Genomic DNA, 16,952 nt, shown 5'->3' on the forward strand with positions numbered 1-16,952 from the left:
AGGGCTTTGGTATACACACAATAAAGTTAATAAACTACTTACAAGACAGCGTAGCCTCGTCCGCTTTATTTGGCACAAACTGAATATTAGCTACAGAAATTGATGCTTTACCATTGCTGTGCAAGCTAAATGGGCTTGTAAGGCTTGCAAAATTAACACCCTTATCAGCAAAACAACCTAAATCGATTGATACTGACTGCCATTTATTTTCAATAGTTTTATCCACGACGTTTGCTAAATCAATGCTTGCACCACACTCACCAGAACAAGTCATAGCAAGGGCTACATCGCTCGTTAGTGCTTCGTTTAATTTAATATCAAAGCTAATCACACTGTTTGCTTCAACGTAGGCAATGGTATCTTCTGCAAAGCTTGTTACTATTTCAGCACTGGCTTTTTCTGCACCGCTGAAGTTAAATTGGCGCGCGTCTTCTTGTACTGTTTTGTCCTCAGTACGGTATTTAATTGCACCAAATTCATGGGTACTACTCGATACATCTAAAAGCTCATCGCCCGATTTTAACAATAAGCGCCATGGTGCTACAGGCGCACCAACAAGTATATCCATACTCGTAAGCCCAGAGTTATCAAGTTTAGAGTCTTCATCAAGGTCGTCAGCTAACACGTTTTTATCGCCGTACGATAAGCCAAAACCATAAGGGAGTAATGGGTCGTAATTTTCATCGCCTTTATTAACCGCAGTTTGTACCGCTGATTTAGGCCAAGAAAACGATAATTTACCTCTAAAGTTATTTTGAATGGTGCCGTCTGCCGCTTTTAATAAAACATCAGCAATACCTGCGCCTTCTGTACCTGGCAACCATGCAGCTACAAACGCGTCAGATGCGTTAAGTTCGCTGTTAACCCACATAGGTCGACCTGATATAAACACAGATACAACAGGAATGCCTTGCTCTTTTAGTGAGTTTAAAAGTGCTAATGACTTTTTATTTCCGCGCTCAAACTCAAGGTTATCTTTATCGCCGTGCCCTTCTGCGTAAGGTTCTTCACCAAATACAACAATGGCAACATCAGGACGTTGCTCAAACGTACCATCAGCGCTTAAAATAACACTTCCACCTGCTGCAGATATTTGATCTTCAAGCCCTTTATATATCGAAGTAGCACCAGGGAAATCAGCATTTTTATTATTAGTACCTTGCCACGTAATACTCCAACCACCCGACTGTTTACCTATATTATCGGCTCCATCACCTGCAACAAGTACGCGTTGATTAGCTGCGATAGGCAATAGGTTATTTTTATTTTTGAGTAACACAAGTGATTCGCGCACAGCTTGACGTGCTACTTCGCGGTGCTCTTGGGCACCAATTAGCTCTGTTTTACCCGAGTAAAGACGCTTAGCCGGGCTTGGTTTATCAAATAAACCAGCGCGAAGTTTTACGCGTAATATTCTGCTCACTGCGTCATCAATACGCGACATACTAATTTCGCCTGACTTAACTTGCGCAATTGTATTGTTATAAAGAGGCTTCCAGGCACCTGTTGGCACCATGAAAATATCAAGGCCAGCATTAACGGCTTGCGCACAACTTTCGTTAGTACAGCCTTCAATTTGACCGTGACCGTTCCAATCGCCTACTACAAATCCATCAAAACCCATTCGTGTTTTTAATACATCAGTAAGTAGATATTTATTGCCGTGATTTTTAACGCCATTCCAGCTATTAAAAGAAGCCATAACCGATTGGCTACCTGCTGATAAACCGCCTACATAGCCTTGTGCGTGAATATCAAATAATGATTGTTCACTGTCGATATTATTACCCTGATCATCACCATCAACCGTGCCACCGTCGCCAATAAAGTGCTTAACGGTACTAATTACACGCTTGTCACTTAAAAAGTCGCCATCGGCTTTACCTTGTAAGCCATTTACTATGGCTGCTGAGTAATCATGTACAATTTTTGGATCTTCTGAGTAACCTTCGTAGGTTCTTCCCCAGCGATCGTCGCGCACTACGGCAACTGTGGGTGCAAATACCCAATCAATACCCGTAGCCATTACCTCTACTGCAGTAATCGATGCTATTTGCTCGATTAAATCAGGATTATTCGCCGCGCCTAAACCAATGTTGTGCGGAAATAACGTGGCACCAATTACATTATTATGGCCATGTACTGCATCGGTGCCCCACATAGTTGGGATACTACTGCCATCAACTGAGTCGTCGACAGAAGCTTGATAAAAGCTCTCTGCTAAGGCTACCCAGTCCATAGGTGTTGCATGTTTGTCGCCATTAGGGAATGCGCCACCGCCATTAAGGTATGAACCGAAGCCATATTTACGCATGTCTTCAACGGTAATATCACGAATTTCTGGCTGAATCATTTGAGCAACCTTTTGCTCAAGTGTCATGGCTTTTAAATAGTTAACTATTTTAGCTTCAATATCGGCATCTTTTTTAACGGCAATATTAAGTTTTGGCCAAATTTGCGCTGTTTTAGATAACGTTTCATTAGTTTCAACCGATGTCACTGCGTCGTTTGAACAAGCCGATAAAGTACCTACTGATGCAATTAATGTTGCTAAGGCTATTTTATTAAGTGTAAAAGGGGTTTTCATTATAGAGTCTCCTGCGCATGAACTGGTTTGCTACCGCTTAAACCATAGAACACGATAAATATGTAACATAAAATAGGTAAAACATACGAAAGTTGAACACCCACACTATCAGCAAGTGCACCTTGTAAAAGTGGCACTATTGCACCACCCACAATCGCCAAACACAAGATACCAGAGCCTTGAGCTGTATGTTTGCCAAGTCCATTTAACGCTAAACTAAAAATAGTTGGGAACATAATCGAATTGAATAAACCAACCAATAGTATTGACCACATTGCTAATTGACCCGACGTGCTCATGGCAATAATGACTAAAATAATAGCCATGGTTGCGTTAAAGCCAAGTACTTTACCTGCGGGTAGTTTTTGCATTACAGCAGCACCAATAAAACGCCCAACCATAGCACCACCAAAATAATAAGTGATGTAATGAGCTGCAACATTCTCTTTTAGCCCTGCTATATTTTCTTGTGCTAAAAAGCTTACTAAAAAGCTACCAATTGCCACCTCGGCGCCTACATACATAAATATACCCACAGCACCTAATACAAGATGGCGATACTGCCAAGCACTGCCTTCAATTGCCTCTGATTTTTCGGCTTCTGCTTTTTGCTCGCTCATAATGTCTGGTAATTTAAGCCAAGCAAAAATACCGGCTAGTAAAATAAGCATTGCAGCTAAAAGGAGGTAAGGAAGTTGAACTGACTCTGCATTTTGAGCCGGTGTTAAAAAGGCTTCTGACGCTGAGTCTAGAATTAACAGAGCACCAAATGATGGCGCAACAGTGGTACCTAATGCATTAAAAGCTTGGGTAAGCGTAAGTCGAGATGACGCAGTTTTTGGTGAGCCCAACAAACTTACGTAAGGATTAGCAGATACTTGCAATAACGTTATGCCGCTGGCAAGTACAAATAAAGCGAATAAAAATACAGGGTAACTATGTAAAGACGCTGCTGGGTAAAATAATATACACCCGACTGCTGCAATTAATAATCCAATCACAATGCCTTTTTTATAGCCCACCTTTTTAACTATATAACCACTTGGAAGTGACATTAAAAAGTAAGCGCCAAAAAAGCAAAACTGAACCAACATGGCTTGTACATACGTTAAGTTAAATACGGCTTTTAAGTGTGGGATTAAAATATCATTTAAGCAGGTTATAAATCCCCACATAAAAAATAATGTTGTTAGAGAAGTTAATGCAAAACTGTAATTTTTATCCTGATAGTTTTGCGACTGTGTGTGTGTTGTCACTGGTGCTGAACTTGCCATGTGTTCTCCGTATTTTATTATTATAAATCTATTCTTAAGGTGCCCTGTTTTAGTTTTCAGCTGTCTTTAACCATCCAGAAGCATTAAAGAGTTGACCTAAGAATTAATAAACACTAACCTTAAATGTAAGCGCTTTCATATGCAATTAAATACGAACAAGCTGTATATTTCAACACTTTTTATTTTTTGTACCACGCATACAGCATTAATTAAGCAAAAACACAGAGCTTATTTCTCTGTAAATGACTAACAAAAGGTTTGTTATTAATGACAAAATTATCATTACCACCCCATTCACCGCTTTTATCTAAAAACTTTGTATACGGTGTGGCCACAGCTTCTTTTCAAATAGAAGGCGGATCCCAAGATCGTCTCCCATGTATTTGGGACACTTTTTGCGATACGCCCAATAAAATAGTCGATAGCTCAGACGGTCATACCGCGTGCGATCACTATAACCTTTGGCGTGATGATATAGACCTTATTGAGTCACTTGGCGTAGATGCTTACAGGCTTTCTATTTCTTGGCCGCGCGTGATGACCCAAGACGCAAAGTTAAATCCTGTTGGCGTGAAGTTTTATACTGATATTTTAGATGAGCTAAAACGTCGCAATATTAAAGCCTTTGTTACTTTGTACCACTGGGATTTACCGCAACACCTTGAAGATGAAGGCGGTTGGCTTAACAGACAAACAGCTTACGCTTTTGAACATTACGTAAATTTAATTACCAAAGCCTTTGGCGATCGCGTTCACTCTTATGCCACATTGAATGAACCATTTTGTAGTGCGTTTTTAGGTTACGAAATTGGTATTCATGCCCCAGGTAAAGTGGGTAAAGAATATGGCCGTAAAGCAGCGCACCATTTATTATTAGCCCACGGACTCGCTATGAGCGTATTAAAGCAAAACTCGCCTAATACATTAAATGGCATAGTGCTTAACTTTACGCCGTGTTATAGCCTTACTCAAAGTGACGAAGACTTAAAAGCCACTGCATTTGCAGACGACTATCTTAATCAGTGGTATATCAAACCAATAATTGATGCCCAATATCCTGATATAATTAATCAATTACCATTAAACCATCAGCCTGAAATTCTTGAGGGCGATATGGAACTAATTTCTCAATCTATTGATTACTTAGGTATTAATTTTTATACTCGCCAAGTTTATAAAGCGCACCCTACTGATATCTATGAACCCATTGCACCAACGGGTCCGTTGACTGATATGGGATGGGAGGTTTACCCGCAATCGTTTACCGACCTGCTCGTATCGCTTAATAAAACATACACCTTACCGCCTATTTATATAACCGAAAATGGTGCAGCAATGCCCGACACATATAATAATGGTGAAGTTAACGACTTAGACCGTTTAAGTTATTATAATACTCATTTAAACGCGGTTCATAATGCAATTGAACAAGGTGTTGTTATACATGGCTACTTTGCTTGGAGCCTAATGGATAACTTTGAATGGGCAGAAGGCTATTTAAAACGTTTTGGTATTGTGTATGTAGATTATAAAACCCAGCAACGCACTATTAAAAACAGTGGCTTAGCTTATAAAGAACTCATCTCTAAAAGATAAGAGCATACCCATAACTAAAAACAAGTATAAAGCGGGATAAATAATCATGGTCAGTGTAAAAGAAAAAATAGCGTATGGCTTAGGCGACACCGCCAGTAATATTATTTTTCAAACAGTTATGATGTTTTTAATGCTGTACTACACAGACGTAGTGGGTTTATCACCCGCTGTTGTCGGTACTATGTTTTTAGCAGTACGTATTTTTGATGCCGTAACCGACCCATTAATGGGCAACCTTGCTGACAAAACACATACGCGCTGGGGGCACTTTCGCCCCTACCTACTTTGGCTTTCACTTCCTTTTGCCATTATTAGTATTTTAGCGTTTACTACGCCTGATTTAGAAGGCACCGATAAAATAATTTACGCCTTTACTACTTACACACTTCTTATGGTGGCTTACACCGCTATCAATATTCCTTATTGTGCACTGGGCGGTGTACTTACTGCAGATGTAAAAGAGCGCGTGACTATTCAGTCTTACCGGTTTGTATTTGGTATGTTAGGCGGCGTAATAGTAGCGGGTTGTACTATGCCAATGGTTGAGTACTTTGGCCAAGGCGATGCAGCTAAGGGCTATCAATACACCATGACTGCAATGAGCATTTTAGGCTTTGTACTTTTTTTACTTTGTTTTTTAGGCACAAAAGAGCGTATACAACAGCCAAAAGAGCAAAACATTCCTTTTGCCCAAAGTGTTAAAGCATTAATTAAAAACGATCAATGGCGAACACTTTGCTTAGCTGCGTTTTTTTTACTTACCGGTCAAGTATTAAGGCTTACGCTTGCTGTTTACTACGTAAAATACTATTTAGGTCGAGACGATTTAATCACCTTATTTATGACACTAGGCGTTGCAGCAAGCATGCTAGGGTGTGCTTTAGCTCAACCGCTTGCAAAGCGCTTTTGTAAAATAAAAGCCTATATAAGCTTACAAGTTATTGCCGCCGCTATTTGTGGTTTTAGTTACTTTATTAGTAAAGATCAATTAGTACTCGCATTTACTGCCTTTATTTTATGGAAATTCTTTTTAGATATGGCAACCCCTTTGTTGTGGGCAAAAATGGCCGACACCATAGATTACGGGCATGAAAAAACAGGTGTACGCATTACGGGTTTAGTTTATTCAGGCGTCATATTTTTTATTAAAATGGGCGTGGCGGTAGGCGGCGCAATTGCAGGCTGGTTGTTATCTTTTTACAGTTATCAGGCCGATGTAGTACAAACACTTGATACTCAACACGGTATTTTACTTTCATTTACTGTGTTACCTGCTTTTGGATCTTTATTTGTTGCCTACATAATGAAAAAATATACACTGACTAATCAGGTTGTTGAAAATATTCAATCTAAACTAACAGCTAGTTAAGATATATACTCTAAGGTATTATTTAGCCGAAGTAGTTAAGGATAAGCGAGTGAACAAATAACATGGCAACAATTTATCAAGTCTCAGAGCTTGCGGGCGTATCGTTAGCCACCGTTTCTCGCGTGATGAACAAAAATACCCGTGTAAGCGATAAAACTAAACAAAAAGTGCTTGATGCTATGGCGCAGCTTGGCTACAAGCCTAATTCAATAGCGCAATCTTTAGCCTCTAACTGTACTAACAGTGTCGGTATTTTAGTGTCTGAGTTACATGGTCCTTTCTTTGCCCAAATGATGGCAGGTATTGAATCAGAGCTTCGTGCTGCGGGTAAACACGTTATTATTACCACCGGACACAGTGAAGAAGACAAAGAACAAGAAGGCATTGAGTTTTTAATTAGCAGACGCTGCGATGCCATTATTTTGCACGTTGAAGCCGTCTCAGACGACTACCTAATAAAATTAAGCCAAGGCTCTACACCCGTTTATTTAATGAGCCGTTACGTAGAGCAACTAAAAGACAACTGTATCAGCCTAGATAATCAATTAGGTGGTTACCTAGCCACTAAATCGATATTAAATCAAGGCCATACACAAATAGCGTATATTGCAGGCCCGCAGTTTAAAGCCGATGCATTTAATAGACTTGAAGGTCACAAACAAGCGCTTACAGAGGCTGGTGTTAAATTTGATCCTACGCTTTATTATATTGGCGACTTTAACGAAACTGGCGGTAGTAAAGGCTTAAAACATTTTATTGATGAAAAGCTCAGCTTTACTGCACTAGTGTGCGCCAATGACGAAATGGCTTCCGGTGCTATGAAATATGCTCGAGAGCACGGTTATAATTTACCAATTGATTTATCGATTGTTGGATTTGATAACGTTATTTTTGCAAACTACCTATACCCTACACTCACGACCATAGATAATCCGGTCGGGAAAATGGGCGAAATGGCAGCTAAATTAGTGCTTAAAGATGTTTATCAAAATAAAAACCTTGTTATAAATCGCTTTTTTGAACCTACTTTAATGCAGCGCGATTCATCTGCACCACTTATCAAATAAAGACTAAAAGCAAATACTAATTTTGGTACAAAAAAGCGGCTAAATGCCGCTTTTTATATGTGAGCTACTTAACAATCCAAGGTGTTACTTTAATAACGTTCGATATATCGCCAAGTGACGCGGTATCATCTTCCCAGTTATCTTCAACTGCAAAATAACACACTGACTTTTCACACGTTATGCCCTTATCATCAAATTGCACTGGGCTCTTAAATGTAACTGCTACGCCCTTTTGCTCTGGTAATAAAAACCACATTAATTTACTTACAAAAAAGCCCGACAAATCAGTTAACAGCTCATCAAGTTCTTCGTTAATGGTATATAACGACTGCTTTGAAAACGTTAAATCTTCAAGTTCGTTTGCTTCAATTTGAAGTTTTAATTGGCAATCATGATCTGGATTTTGTGGCTGCACCACAATGACGGCTTTATCTGTATCAAGTTGCTTATCGAACGGTAATAGTAATTGTGCTTTATCGGTGAAGTTAAGTGGGTACTCGTTTCTTTCAGTTAAAATAGTGCCGCTTTTAATGGCACACGCTTCATTAGTTGCTATATCACTTATATAAAAATTAACTCGCGCATATTGAAAGTCGCCTTTGTTAACAACTTTTAATCGGTCATAAAAACCGTCATACGACATAACAAATTCTCTTGCATTAACATTAAATGCACTCATGCCCAGCAGCACTAACGCAATGGCGTTGGTGCAATTAAAAATGTATTTATTCATCAAAGTAGGCTCTATTTTGGCTAATCATCGTGTTTAGCTCTTCTATATACGCTTCACCGCGCTCAGAGTAAGACATTAAACCATGTGTAAGTTCAGTCGCTAAAATTGGTTTTTGCTCAAGACGTAAGTTTTCACGTATTGCGCGCAAATCTTTATAAGCAGGATGCGTATTTATGTTTTTAAAATAAGAGTTTATAGCAGCTCTTACCGATTTAAACGCAGCAACTTCGTGTGCAGCTCCAGTATTACGGCGTTTTGGTACCATGCCACAACCTTTTGTGTAACACCACTGACCAAAAAAGTTAAGGCCAATACGTGCAAAACGCGATGTGCCCCACGCAGATTCATTCGCAGCTTGCATAAGCGCTAATTCTTTAGGGATTATATCAACACGGCGTAGTGCTTGCGTAAGTATTAGCGTATCAATGGTGGTTGGTAAACCGTACGACTTTAAAATTTTAACAATATCTTTGCTTTGTTTAGATTGCAGTGGCTCGTTACCCTCAAGCATCATGCGTGCTATTTCAAGCTTAGCGCGTTGCTGTAATATTTTTTTGTTTTCGGCTTCAACGTGCGGACGAATAAAGCTAAAAAATGCATGTTTTTTTTCTTTAACATCACTAAATTCTGAAAACTTTGGCAGTTTTACATTATGTAATGGTTTTTCTTTTTTCTTCACTTTTTTTGGTTGTTCTGACGTTTGTTCATCTAATTCAACATCATCATTTTGTATAAACGGATATGCAAGCGCCCATACAAAAAACACTGTTAGTAAAAGCTTAAAAATCGTTTTTAACATGTATTCTCTCTTTGAAACAACAACTATGCATGGTTAATACACAAGCATACGAAGGCGCATTATACCTAAGCCACTTTATAAACGCGAATAACTGGGGTTTGATGACCTTTTACGGTTGAATTTTCAGCAGTGGATTTGGGTTTTAGATAAAACAGAGCCTATGTAGTGCATTTGTTCATTCGCAATTTATAAGTCCATGGGTATACTGAGCAAAGTTTAATAATATTAACTATGTGTGAGTAAGCAGTATGGATAAACAATGGCAAAGCCGAATAATAGAGCAATATAAACATCGTCCTAACGATAACCGCTCGCCGTGGCAGGTCGACCGTTCGCGTATTATTCATGCCGCAGCATTTAGGCGTTTGCAAGCTAAAACCCAAATTATGGGCATAGGCCTAAACGACTTTTACCGCACTCGCCTTACCCACTCTTTAGAAGTATCGCAAATTGGTACCGGCATATTGCGCCATTTAAAAGCGCAACATAGCGACTTTACGCACTTTCCATCAACTGGACTGCTAGAAACACTGTGTTTGGCGCACGATATTGGCCATCCGCCTTTTGGTCATGGTGGTGAAATAGCGCTAAATTACATGATGCGCGATCACGGTGGTTTTGAAGGTAACGCACAAACACTGCGCATAGTTGCAAAACTTGAGCCCTATAGTAATGGGCACGGTATGAACCTAACTCGTCGTACTTTATTAGGTTTTATAAAATACCCCGCGTTTATTAATACGCTTTGGCATACCATTCCCGATGCCACAACCGGTCGTGCATTTATAAAAGCAGATGATTGGCGCCCTGCCAAAGGGTTATACAACGACGATGCAGCCATATTCAATTGGATAGTAGAACCACTGAGTCAAAACGATAAAACATTGCTAGGTAACCATGCCGCTATTGATAAGTACCGCGCTAAAACAACGTATAAATCGCTCGACAGCGCCATAATGGAACATGCCGACGATATAGCATACGCGGTACATGACTTAGAAGATGCCATTGCAACCCACGTACTCACATTAGACGATTGGCAAACCCATGCTCTGCCCCATTTAAAAGCACTAAACTTTGACTGGCTAAACGACATGCTTGAATCGCTGACCCAGCGCTTGTTTTCAAAAAATGATTATGAGCGAAAAGATGCCATAGGTGAGCTGGTTAATACCTTTATTATTCATATACATTTGGATATACAAAACGATAACTTTGAATGCCCCATTTTAAAGTACACCGCTAAATTAGATGCCCAATACGACAGTGTATTGCAAATACTTAAGCATTTTGTGTTTCAACGTTTAATACGTGACCCCGAAATGCAGCAAATAGAGTTCAAAGGTCAAAACTTACTAATAGAGTTATTTACCGCGTTTGCTAGCGATCCGCTGCGTTTATTGCCCGAAACAACACAAGCACAATACATAGAAGCGCAAAAGCAAAACCAAGGGATGCGTATAATTTGCGATTATTTGAGCGGAATGACCGACGAGTACGCCTATAAAACATACCAACGATTGTTTTCACCTATGCAGTAGCTAACTGCTAACTGCTAACATTGAAAAGGCCGAGTAAATTTAATTTACTCGGCCTTTTTGCTCAGCTATTAAAGTTAGCTATTTTGTTAAAGCGCTTTTATAACGACTCTACGCCCATGTTATATAGCGTAAAACCAAATATATCAGCGTACTGCTCAATTGTTTTACTCGTTGGTGTACCTGCACCATGCCCCGCATTGGTTTCTATGCGAATAAGCGTTGGATTATTACCCGTTTGCTTTGCTTGAAGCTCAGCTGCAAACTTAAACGAATGCGAAGGGACAACGCGGTCATCATGATCGCCAGTTGTGATCATAGTCGCTGGATACTCAACACCTGCTTTTACATTATGAAGTGGTGAGTAACCTTTAATGTATTCAAACATTTCTTTGCTTTGCTCACTGGTACCATAGTCGTATGCCCAACCAGCGCCCGCAGTAAATGTATGGTAGCGCAGCATATCAAGTACGCCTACAGCAGGTAGAGCTACTTGGAATAGGTCTGGGCGCTGCGTCATCACTGCGCCAACTAACAAACCACCATTAGATCCACCGCGAAGTGCTAAGCGCTTTTTAGATGTGTACTTTTTATCTTTTAAATACTCAGCTGCGGCAATAAAATCGTCAAACACATTTTGCTTTTGCAATTTAGTGCCTGCATTGTGCCAGTCTTTACCGTACTCACCACCACCGCGAATATTAGCGACGGCGTATACACCACCTTGCTCAAGCCATACCGCATTAACGGGGCTGAAGCTTGGCGTTAAACTAATATTAAAACCACCGTAACCGTATAAAATTGTAGGGTTAGAACCATCAAGCTTAATGCCTGTTTTATAGGTAATTACCATCGGTATTTTAGTGCCGTCTTTTGATGTGTAAAACACTTGCTCAGACGTGTAATCATCACTATTAAAATCAATAGCTGACTTGCGATAAACACCCGATTCACCCGTAGCTACATCAAACGTATAAGTAGTACCTGGTGTTTTGTAGTTAGTGAACGAATAATAAAGCGTTGTTTGATCTTTTTTACCGCCAAAACCACGTGCTGTACCCACGCCTGGCAATGTAATTTCGCGAATTAGCTCGCCTTTTTTGTTGTACTGTTTTACCTGAGAAATAGCATCAACCATGTAGTTGGCAAAAAAGGTATCGCCGCCTTTTGTCAGGTTTAGTACGTTTTTGGTTTCAGGAATTAAATCAACCCAATTTTCTGGGCTTGGGTTACTTGCATCAACCGTCACTACTTTTTTGTTTGGTGCACTAAGGTTAGTAACTAAAAACAGCTTGCTGCCTTCGTTATCAATAACTGATGTATCTGAATCAGTATTTCCTACAACCGTTACAAACTCACTGTTTTCTTTTGTTAGATCTTTTATAAACAGCTTATTGCCTGAAGTAGACGTACTTGCCGAAATAAGTAAGTAGCGGCCGTCATGAGTTACATCAGCGCCTACATAGCGATGTTTTTGCTCATCAGTTTCACCAAATACAACACTATCAGCAGATTGTGCATTACCTAACTTATGGTAATACGCTTTATGCTGATCTGTTTTAGCCGAAAGCTCACTGCCTTTAGGTTTTTCGTAACTTGAATAGTAAAAACCTTCGTTGCCAAGCCACTCTATGCCACTAAATTTAACGTCAACAAGCGCTTCTTCAACTTGTTCTTTAGTATGTGCATCAATAACTATAATTTTACGCCAGTCGCTGCCGCCTTCAGATATTTGATACGCGAGTAATGACCCATCTTTTGAAAACGATAAACCCGACATAGACGTCGTACCATCTTCACTAAACTTGTTTGGATCTAAAAATACTTCAACGTCGCCACCATCTTTACTGCGGTACAAAACATATTGATTTTGCAGGCCATCGTTTTTATAAAAATAGGTGTAATCGCCTTCAGTAAAAGGAGCGCCTATTTTTTCGTAGTTCATTAGTTTTTCAAGGCGCTGCTTTAACTTATCGCGATAAGGAATTTGTTCTAAATAAGAAAACGTTAAATTATTTTGCGTTTTAACCCAATCGGCAGTCTCGCTGCTCATGTCATCTTCAAGCCAACGATATGGGTCACTAACCGCTTCTTCAAAGTAGGTATCTACTACATCGCCTTTTTTTGTTTCTGGGTATATAACTGCGTTAACTTGCTTCATAGGTGCTTTTACTTCTTCTTGAGTTACCGTATTAGTTGGCTCTGAACAGCCGCTAAGCGCTACAATTACAGCACACGCTAGAGTATGTTTAAACATCCCGAGTTCCATTCTTATTTATTAATAGTGCGCCTAAGTTATTAACTTTTAGCCCTTTTGTCTATTTAGATGCGTTAAGCGCCATTTATCGCTGTAAACAAATGTAAACTTACGCTTTAATAGCACGACCCTCATTAAAATAAAAAACAATAAAAGAGCACACTATGCAAAGTACAAACCCCACGTATAAAAGCTTTAAAGCCTTCTACCCTTATTATTTAAAAGAGCACCGCAACGTGACTTGCCGCCGCTTACATTTTATAGGAAGCACCCTCGTTCTTGTTGTAATCGCAATAGCATCATTAAAACAACACTACAGTTTATTGTGGCTATTACCTGTTATTGGATATGGGTTTGCGTGGGTCGGGCATTTCTTTTTTGAAAAAAACCGCCCTGCTACTTTTAAACACCCTTTTTACAGTTTGTGGGGAGATTGGGTAATGTTTAAAGACATACTTATTGGAAAAATTAAATTTTAACACTATTTCTAGCACTCTTTTTTATACCAATTACTTATAAAAACAAAATTACTTCATGCTTTAAAGTATAGGTTCTAATGAGTAGTACATAATTTATAACACACCCATTAAATGTTAATTTAGTTAACATTTAATGGGTGTATTTTTATTTTATATTTTTAAAAATATTTATAGCTCAACAGTTGTTTATTGCCAGCCCAATAAAAATGGCTTCCTACAAATAATTAGTTAAATCTACCAACCTCATCTTACCAGTTAATTAAACGTTAAATTTAATTTTTAAATATAATTCATTATCCATCAATTACTTAGCAATTACCTTCGCTATATAACTAAAACAATGGTCATTATAAAAAACAACCAAATGTAATTATAAAAACCCTTAAATTAATTGAATGTTATTCAATTGACTGACTTTGTTAATTAAGTATATGTTCAAGGTAACAAAGAGGTTTAATCTTTATCTTTTTGTACAAAACTAAAATAATTCAATGGGTATGGGGAAATACAGCATGAATAGAAAACCGTTATTAAAATTACAGCAGTCGGTACCACAAATATTACTCGCCATGAGTGCATCAGCTGCACTAGTTGGTTCGCTCTCAGTAAATGCTGCAGAGCAAGACACCAAAGCAGAAGAAAACATCGAACAAATAAGCGTAATTGGCTCTCGCCGATTAGGCCGTACAGTAGAAGACAGCGCAGTACCCATCGATATAATTGGTGCAGATGCACTTAAAAATTCAGGCTTTACTGAAACGAATGCCCTACTTAGCAATTTATTACCTAGCTTTAACTTCCCGCAAGCATCACTTACTGATGGTAGCGACCATGTACGCCCTGCTCAACTTCGTGGTTTAGCACCTGATCACACTTTAGTGCTTGTTAATGGTAAACGCCGCCACAGTAATGCATTACTTAACTTAAATGGCTCAACGGGTCGTGGTTCATCATCAGTTGATTTAAATGCTATTCCAGCAAATGCTATCGACCGCATTGAAGTATTACGTGATGGTGCAGCAGCCCAATATGGCTCTGATGCTATAGCCGGTGTTATTAATATTGTGCTTAAAAGTGCCAGCAGCGGTGGCTCAGTGGCGGCTATATATGGTGCTAACGTAACCGAAATGGACGGTGTACCACAGCTTGAGTCTGTATCTGAAGGCAGTGATGGTAATTTAGCCTTTACCGAAGGGGGCGATCGCTCTTTAACAGACGGCCAAACACTAACGCTGCAAGGTAATATGGGTTTTGAACTTGGCGATAATGGCTTTTTAAACATTTCAACAGAATACCGCGACCGCCATTCAACTAACCGCTCTGACTACGATAATCGTGAAAACTACGCACGATTAGATGATGGCTCTCTCGACCCACGTGAACTTACCGTAAATCGATATAACCATAACTTTGGTAATGGCGATGTAGAAGACTTTTCAGTGTTTTATAACGCAGGTTACCAGTTAACAAATGAGGTCGATTTATATTCGTTTGGCTCTTACAGCAAACGCGAAGGCGAAGGCGGTGGTTTTTATCGCCGTGCAAGCGATAGCCGTAATATAGAAGAAGTTTATCCTGATGGCTTTTTACCTGTTATCACCTCAGACATAGATGACTTTTCACTGGCACTTGGCGCTAAAGGTTTTGTAAGTGAATGGAATTACGATGTATCGGCCGTATATGGTCAAGATGCATTTGAGTTTGGTGTAATAAATAGTTTAAATACCTCATACGGCCCGACTAGCCAAACAAGCTTTGATGCAGGAACACTTACTTACAATCAACTTACCTTAAACGTTGATTTTAGTCGCGAAGTAGACGTCAGCTTTTTAGAAAGCTCGGTAAGTGTAGCTGTAGGTGCTGAGTATCGCCGCGAAGGATACCAAATAGATGCAGGCGAAGAAGCTTCATATGCACAAGGCACATTTGGCCCAGGAGGCGCAGTAACCGACCCAGTTGATGGCCCATTTGGCGCAGCGGGCGCACAAGTATTCCCAGGGTTTACACCCGAATCAGAGGGCGATAATAGCCGCCATAACGTGAGCTTGTATATAGACCTTGAAACCTACCTAACCGACGATTGGAATTTAGCGGTTGCCGCCCGTTATGAAGATTACTCAGACTTTGGCGATACACTTAACGGTAAAGTTGCGACTCGTTATTCATTAACTGAAGACTTAGCGCTGCGCGCCTCTGTATCAACTGGTTTTAGAGCACCTTCTTTGCAGCAACAATACTTTACCTCAGTGGCCACTGTATTTGTTGATGGCGAACCAACCGAAACAGGTACGTTCGCACCAAGCAGTGATGTAGCAAAAGCACTGGGCTCACCGGGTCTTGAAGCTGAAGAAGCAACAAACTACGGCGTTGGTTTTACATGGTCTACCGACTTTAATTTCAGCTTATCGGTTGATTACTACCAAATATTAATTGATGACCGCATTGTGTTATCAAACAACTTATCGGGCGATGCTATTGCCGATTTACTTCAAGGCACAGGTGCTAATCAAGGTCGTTTCTTCTTAAATGCAATTGACAGTAAAACCCGTGGTGTTGATGTGGTTGCCTCTTATAATGTAGCAACTGATGGTTATGGCGATTTAGCCTTTAACCTAGGTTACAACTACGGTAAAAATGAAGTAACAAATATTATCGACCCACCAGCAGAGCTGCAAGGTGCAGGGTTCGATCAAGACAACCTGTTCTCAGGCACTGAGCTGCGTCGTTTTGAAGTAAGCACACCGCGTAATAAGTACAACTTAAGCGCAACATGGACTAACGACGACATACGCACCACGCTTAGAACAACACGTTACGGTGAAACTCAAGATCCATCATCAACGGCAGAGCTAAATGAAGTACTAAAACCAAAATGGATCACTGATTTAGACGTAGCTTATGCACTTACCAATAACGTATCGTTAAGCTTGGGAGCGAATAACATTTTTGATATTTACCCAGACGCAACACGCGAAAATGTTGACGAAGTAAGCACTTTCTCACGCTTGTTCGCATACTCTAGCTTCTCGCCGTATGGATTTAACGGACGCTACGTGTACGGTAAAATAGAAATGAAGTTTTAATAAGCGCAGCTTAAAGTAACCAAACACACAAAAGCCACCGATTAGGCTGTCTCTTATACACAAATCCCTGCTAAGAAATTAGCGGGGATTTTTTTGAACTAAATCTCAATGTCATGATCAGATCTTCAAATCTTGTTTGAGGGCACATTATGATTAACGAACATACTCAT

The 16,952-nt window shown here is 39.8% G+C and carries 11 protein-coding genes; 6 read left to right on the forward strand and 5 right to left on the reverse strand.

All coding sequences use genetic code 11. From position 1 onward, the window contains the following. Positions 1-34: 34 nt before the first annotated feature. Both H5088_RS02295 and H5088_RS02300 read right to left on the reverse strand, forming a co-directional pair. Positions 35-2,587: an exo 1,3/1,4-beta-D-glucan glucohydrolase gene (locus tag H5088_RS02295; protein WP_182752116.1), complete on the reverse strand. Its 2,553-nt coding sequence runs from the start codon at positions 2,585-2,587 to the stop codon at positions 35-37. Next, the gene (locus H5088_RS02300) at positions 2,587-3,861 is read right to left on the reverse strand and encodes a sugar MFS transporter (protein ID WP_182737575.1); all 1,275 of its coding nucleotides are present in this window, start codon (positions 3,859-3,861) and stop codon (positions 2,587-2,589) included. The genes H5088_RS02295 and H5088_RS02300 overlap by 1 nt, the downstream gene beginning before the upstream one ends. A gap of 267 nt (positions 3,862-4,128) precedes the next feature. Here H5088_RS02300 and H5088_RS02305 point away from each other — a divergent pair, with 267 nt between their 5' ends. From H5088_RS02305 to H5088_RS02315, 3 genes are all read left to right on the forward strand, one after another. Then, on the forward strand, positions 4,129-5,457 hold the full coding sequence (locus H5088_RS02305; protein WP_182752117.1) for a GH1 family beta-glucosidase: 1,329 nt from the start codon (positions 4,129-4,131) through the stop codon (positions 5,455-5,457). Between the two features lie 46 nt (positions 5,458-5,503). Further along, complete coding sequence (locus tag H5088_RS02310; RefSeq protein WP_182720449.1) at positions 5,504-6,826, forward strand: glycoside-pentoside-hexuronide (GPH):cation symporter; 1,323 nt, start codon at positions 5,504-5,506, stop codon at positions 6,824-6,826. Between the two features lie 62 nt (positions 6,827-6,888). Continuing rightward, on the forward strand, positions 6,889-7,893 hold the full coding sequence (locus tag H5088_RS02315; protein ID WP_010552528.1) for a LacI family DNA-binding transcriptional regulator: 1,005 nt from the start codon (positions 6,889-6,891) through the stop codon (positions 7,891-7,893). Between the two features lie 64 nt (positions 7,894-7,957). On the opposite strand, the gene H5088_RS02320 is transcribed toward H5088_RS02315, so the two are convergent. Continuing rightward, on the reverse strand, positions 7,958-8,626 hold the full coding sequence (locus H5088_RS02320; RefSeq protein WP_259398075.1) for a DUF2987 domain-containing protein: 669 nt from the start codon (positions 8,624-8,626) through the stop codon (positions 7,958-7,960). Beyond that, complete coding sequence (locus tag H5088_RS02325; RefSeq protein ID WP_182752118.1) at positions 8,619-9,425, reverse strand: glucosaminidase domain-containing protein; 807 nt, start codon at positions 9,423-9,425, stop codon at positions 8,619-8,621. The genes H5088_RS02320 and H5088_RS02325 overlap by 8 nt, the downstream gene beginning before the upstream one ends. Before the next feature lie 248 nt (positions 9,426-9,673). Between H5088_RS02325 and H5088_RS02330 the strand changes: the two genes are divergently transcribed. Then, positions 9,674-10,966 (forward strand): anti-phage deoxyguanosine triphosphatase, encoded by a 1,293-nt coding sequence (locus tag H5088_RS02330; RefSeq protein ID WP_024606442.1) that lies wholly within the window; start codon positions 9,674-9,676, stop codon positions 10,964-10,966. A 97-nt stretch (positions 10,967-11,063) separates the two neighbouring features. On the opposite strand, the gene H5088_RS02335 is transcribed toward H5088_RS02330, so the two are convergent. After that, complete coding sequence (locus tag H5088_RS02335) at positions 11,064-13,220, reverse strand: prolyl oligopeptidase family protein (RefSeq protein ID WP_182752119.1); 2,157 nt, start codon at positions 13,218-13,220, stop codon at positions 11,064-11,066. A 164-nt stretch (positions 13,221-13,384) separates the two neighbouring features. On the opposite strand from H5088_RS02335, the gene H5088_RS02340 reads away from it, so the two are divergent. Further along, the gene (locus tag H5088_RS02340) at positions 13,385-13,699 is read left to right on the forward strand and encodes a DUF962 domain-containing protein (RefSeq protein ID WP_182752120.1); all 315 of its coding nucleotides are present in this window, start codon (positions 13,385-13,387) and stop codon (positions 13,697-13,699) included. A gap of 512 nt (positions 13,700-14,211) precedes the next feature. Then, positions 14,212-16,782 (forward strand): TonB-dependent siderophore receptor, encoded by a 2,571-nt coding sequence (locus tag H5088_RS02345; RefSeq protein ID WP_182752121.1) that lies wholly within the window; start codon positions 14,212-14,214, stop codon positions 16,780-16,782. Positions 16,783-16,952: the final 170 nt, after the last annotated feature.

This window comes from Pseudoalteromonas sp. SR43-3 (assembly GCF_014163875.1).
In the GTDB taxonomy this organism is placed as follows: Bacteria; Pseudomonadota; Gammaproteobacteria; order Enterobacterales; family Alteromonadaceae; genus Pseudoalteromonas; species Pseudoalteromonas distincta.

Bases quoted from the DNA above. Each gene is read 5' to 3' on its own strand.
- H5088_RS02295 (WP_182752116.1), bottom strand. From the start codon at position 2,587: ATGAAAACCCCTTTTACACTTAATAAAATAGCCTTAGCAACATTAATT.
- H5088_RS02300 (WP_182737575.1), bottom strand. From the start codon at position 3,861: ATGGCAAGTTCAGCACCAGTGACAACACACACACAGTCGCAAAACTAT.
- H5088_RS02305 (WP_182752117.1), top strand. From the start codon at position 4,129: ATGACAAAATTATCATTACCACCCCATTCACCGCTTTTATCTAAAAAC.
- H5088_RS02310 (WP_182720449.1), top strand. From the start codon at position 5,504: ATGGTCAGTGTAAAAGAAAAAATAGCGTATGGCTTAGGCGACACCGCC.
- H5088_RS02315 (WP_010552528.1), top strand. From the start codon at position 6,889: ATGGCAACAATTTATCAAGTCTCAGAGCTTGCGGGCGTATCGTTAGCC.
- H5088_RS02320 (WP_259398075.1), bottom strand. From the start codon at position 8,626: ATGAATAAATACATTTTTAATTGCACCAACGCCATTGCGTTAGTGCTG.
- H5088_RS02325 (WP_182752118.1), bottom strand. From the start codon at position 9,425: ATGTTAAAAACGATTTTTAAGCTTTTACTAACAGTGTTTTTTGTATGG.
- H5088_RS02330 (WP_024606442.1), top strand. From the start codon at position 9,674: ATGGATAAACAATGGCAAAGCCGAATAATAGAGCAATATAAACATCGT.
- H5088_RS02335 (WP_182752119.1), bottom strand. From the start codon at position 13,220: ATGTTTAAACATACTCTAGCGTGTGCTGTAATTGTAGCGCTTAGCGGC.
- H5088_RS02340 (WP_182752120.1), top strand. From the start codon at position 13,385: ATGCAAAGTACAAACCCCACGTATAAAAGCTTTAAAGCCTTCTACCCT.
- H5088_RS02345 (WP_182752121.1), top strand. From the start codon at position 14,212: ATGAATAGAAAACCGTTATTAAAATTACAGCAGTCGGTACCACAAATA.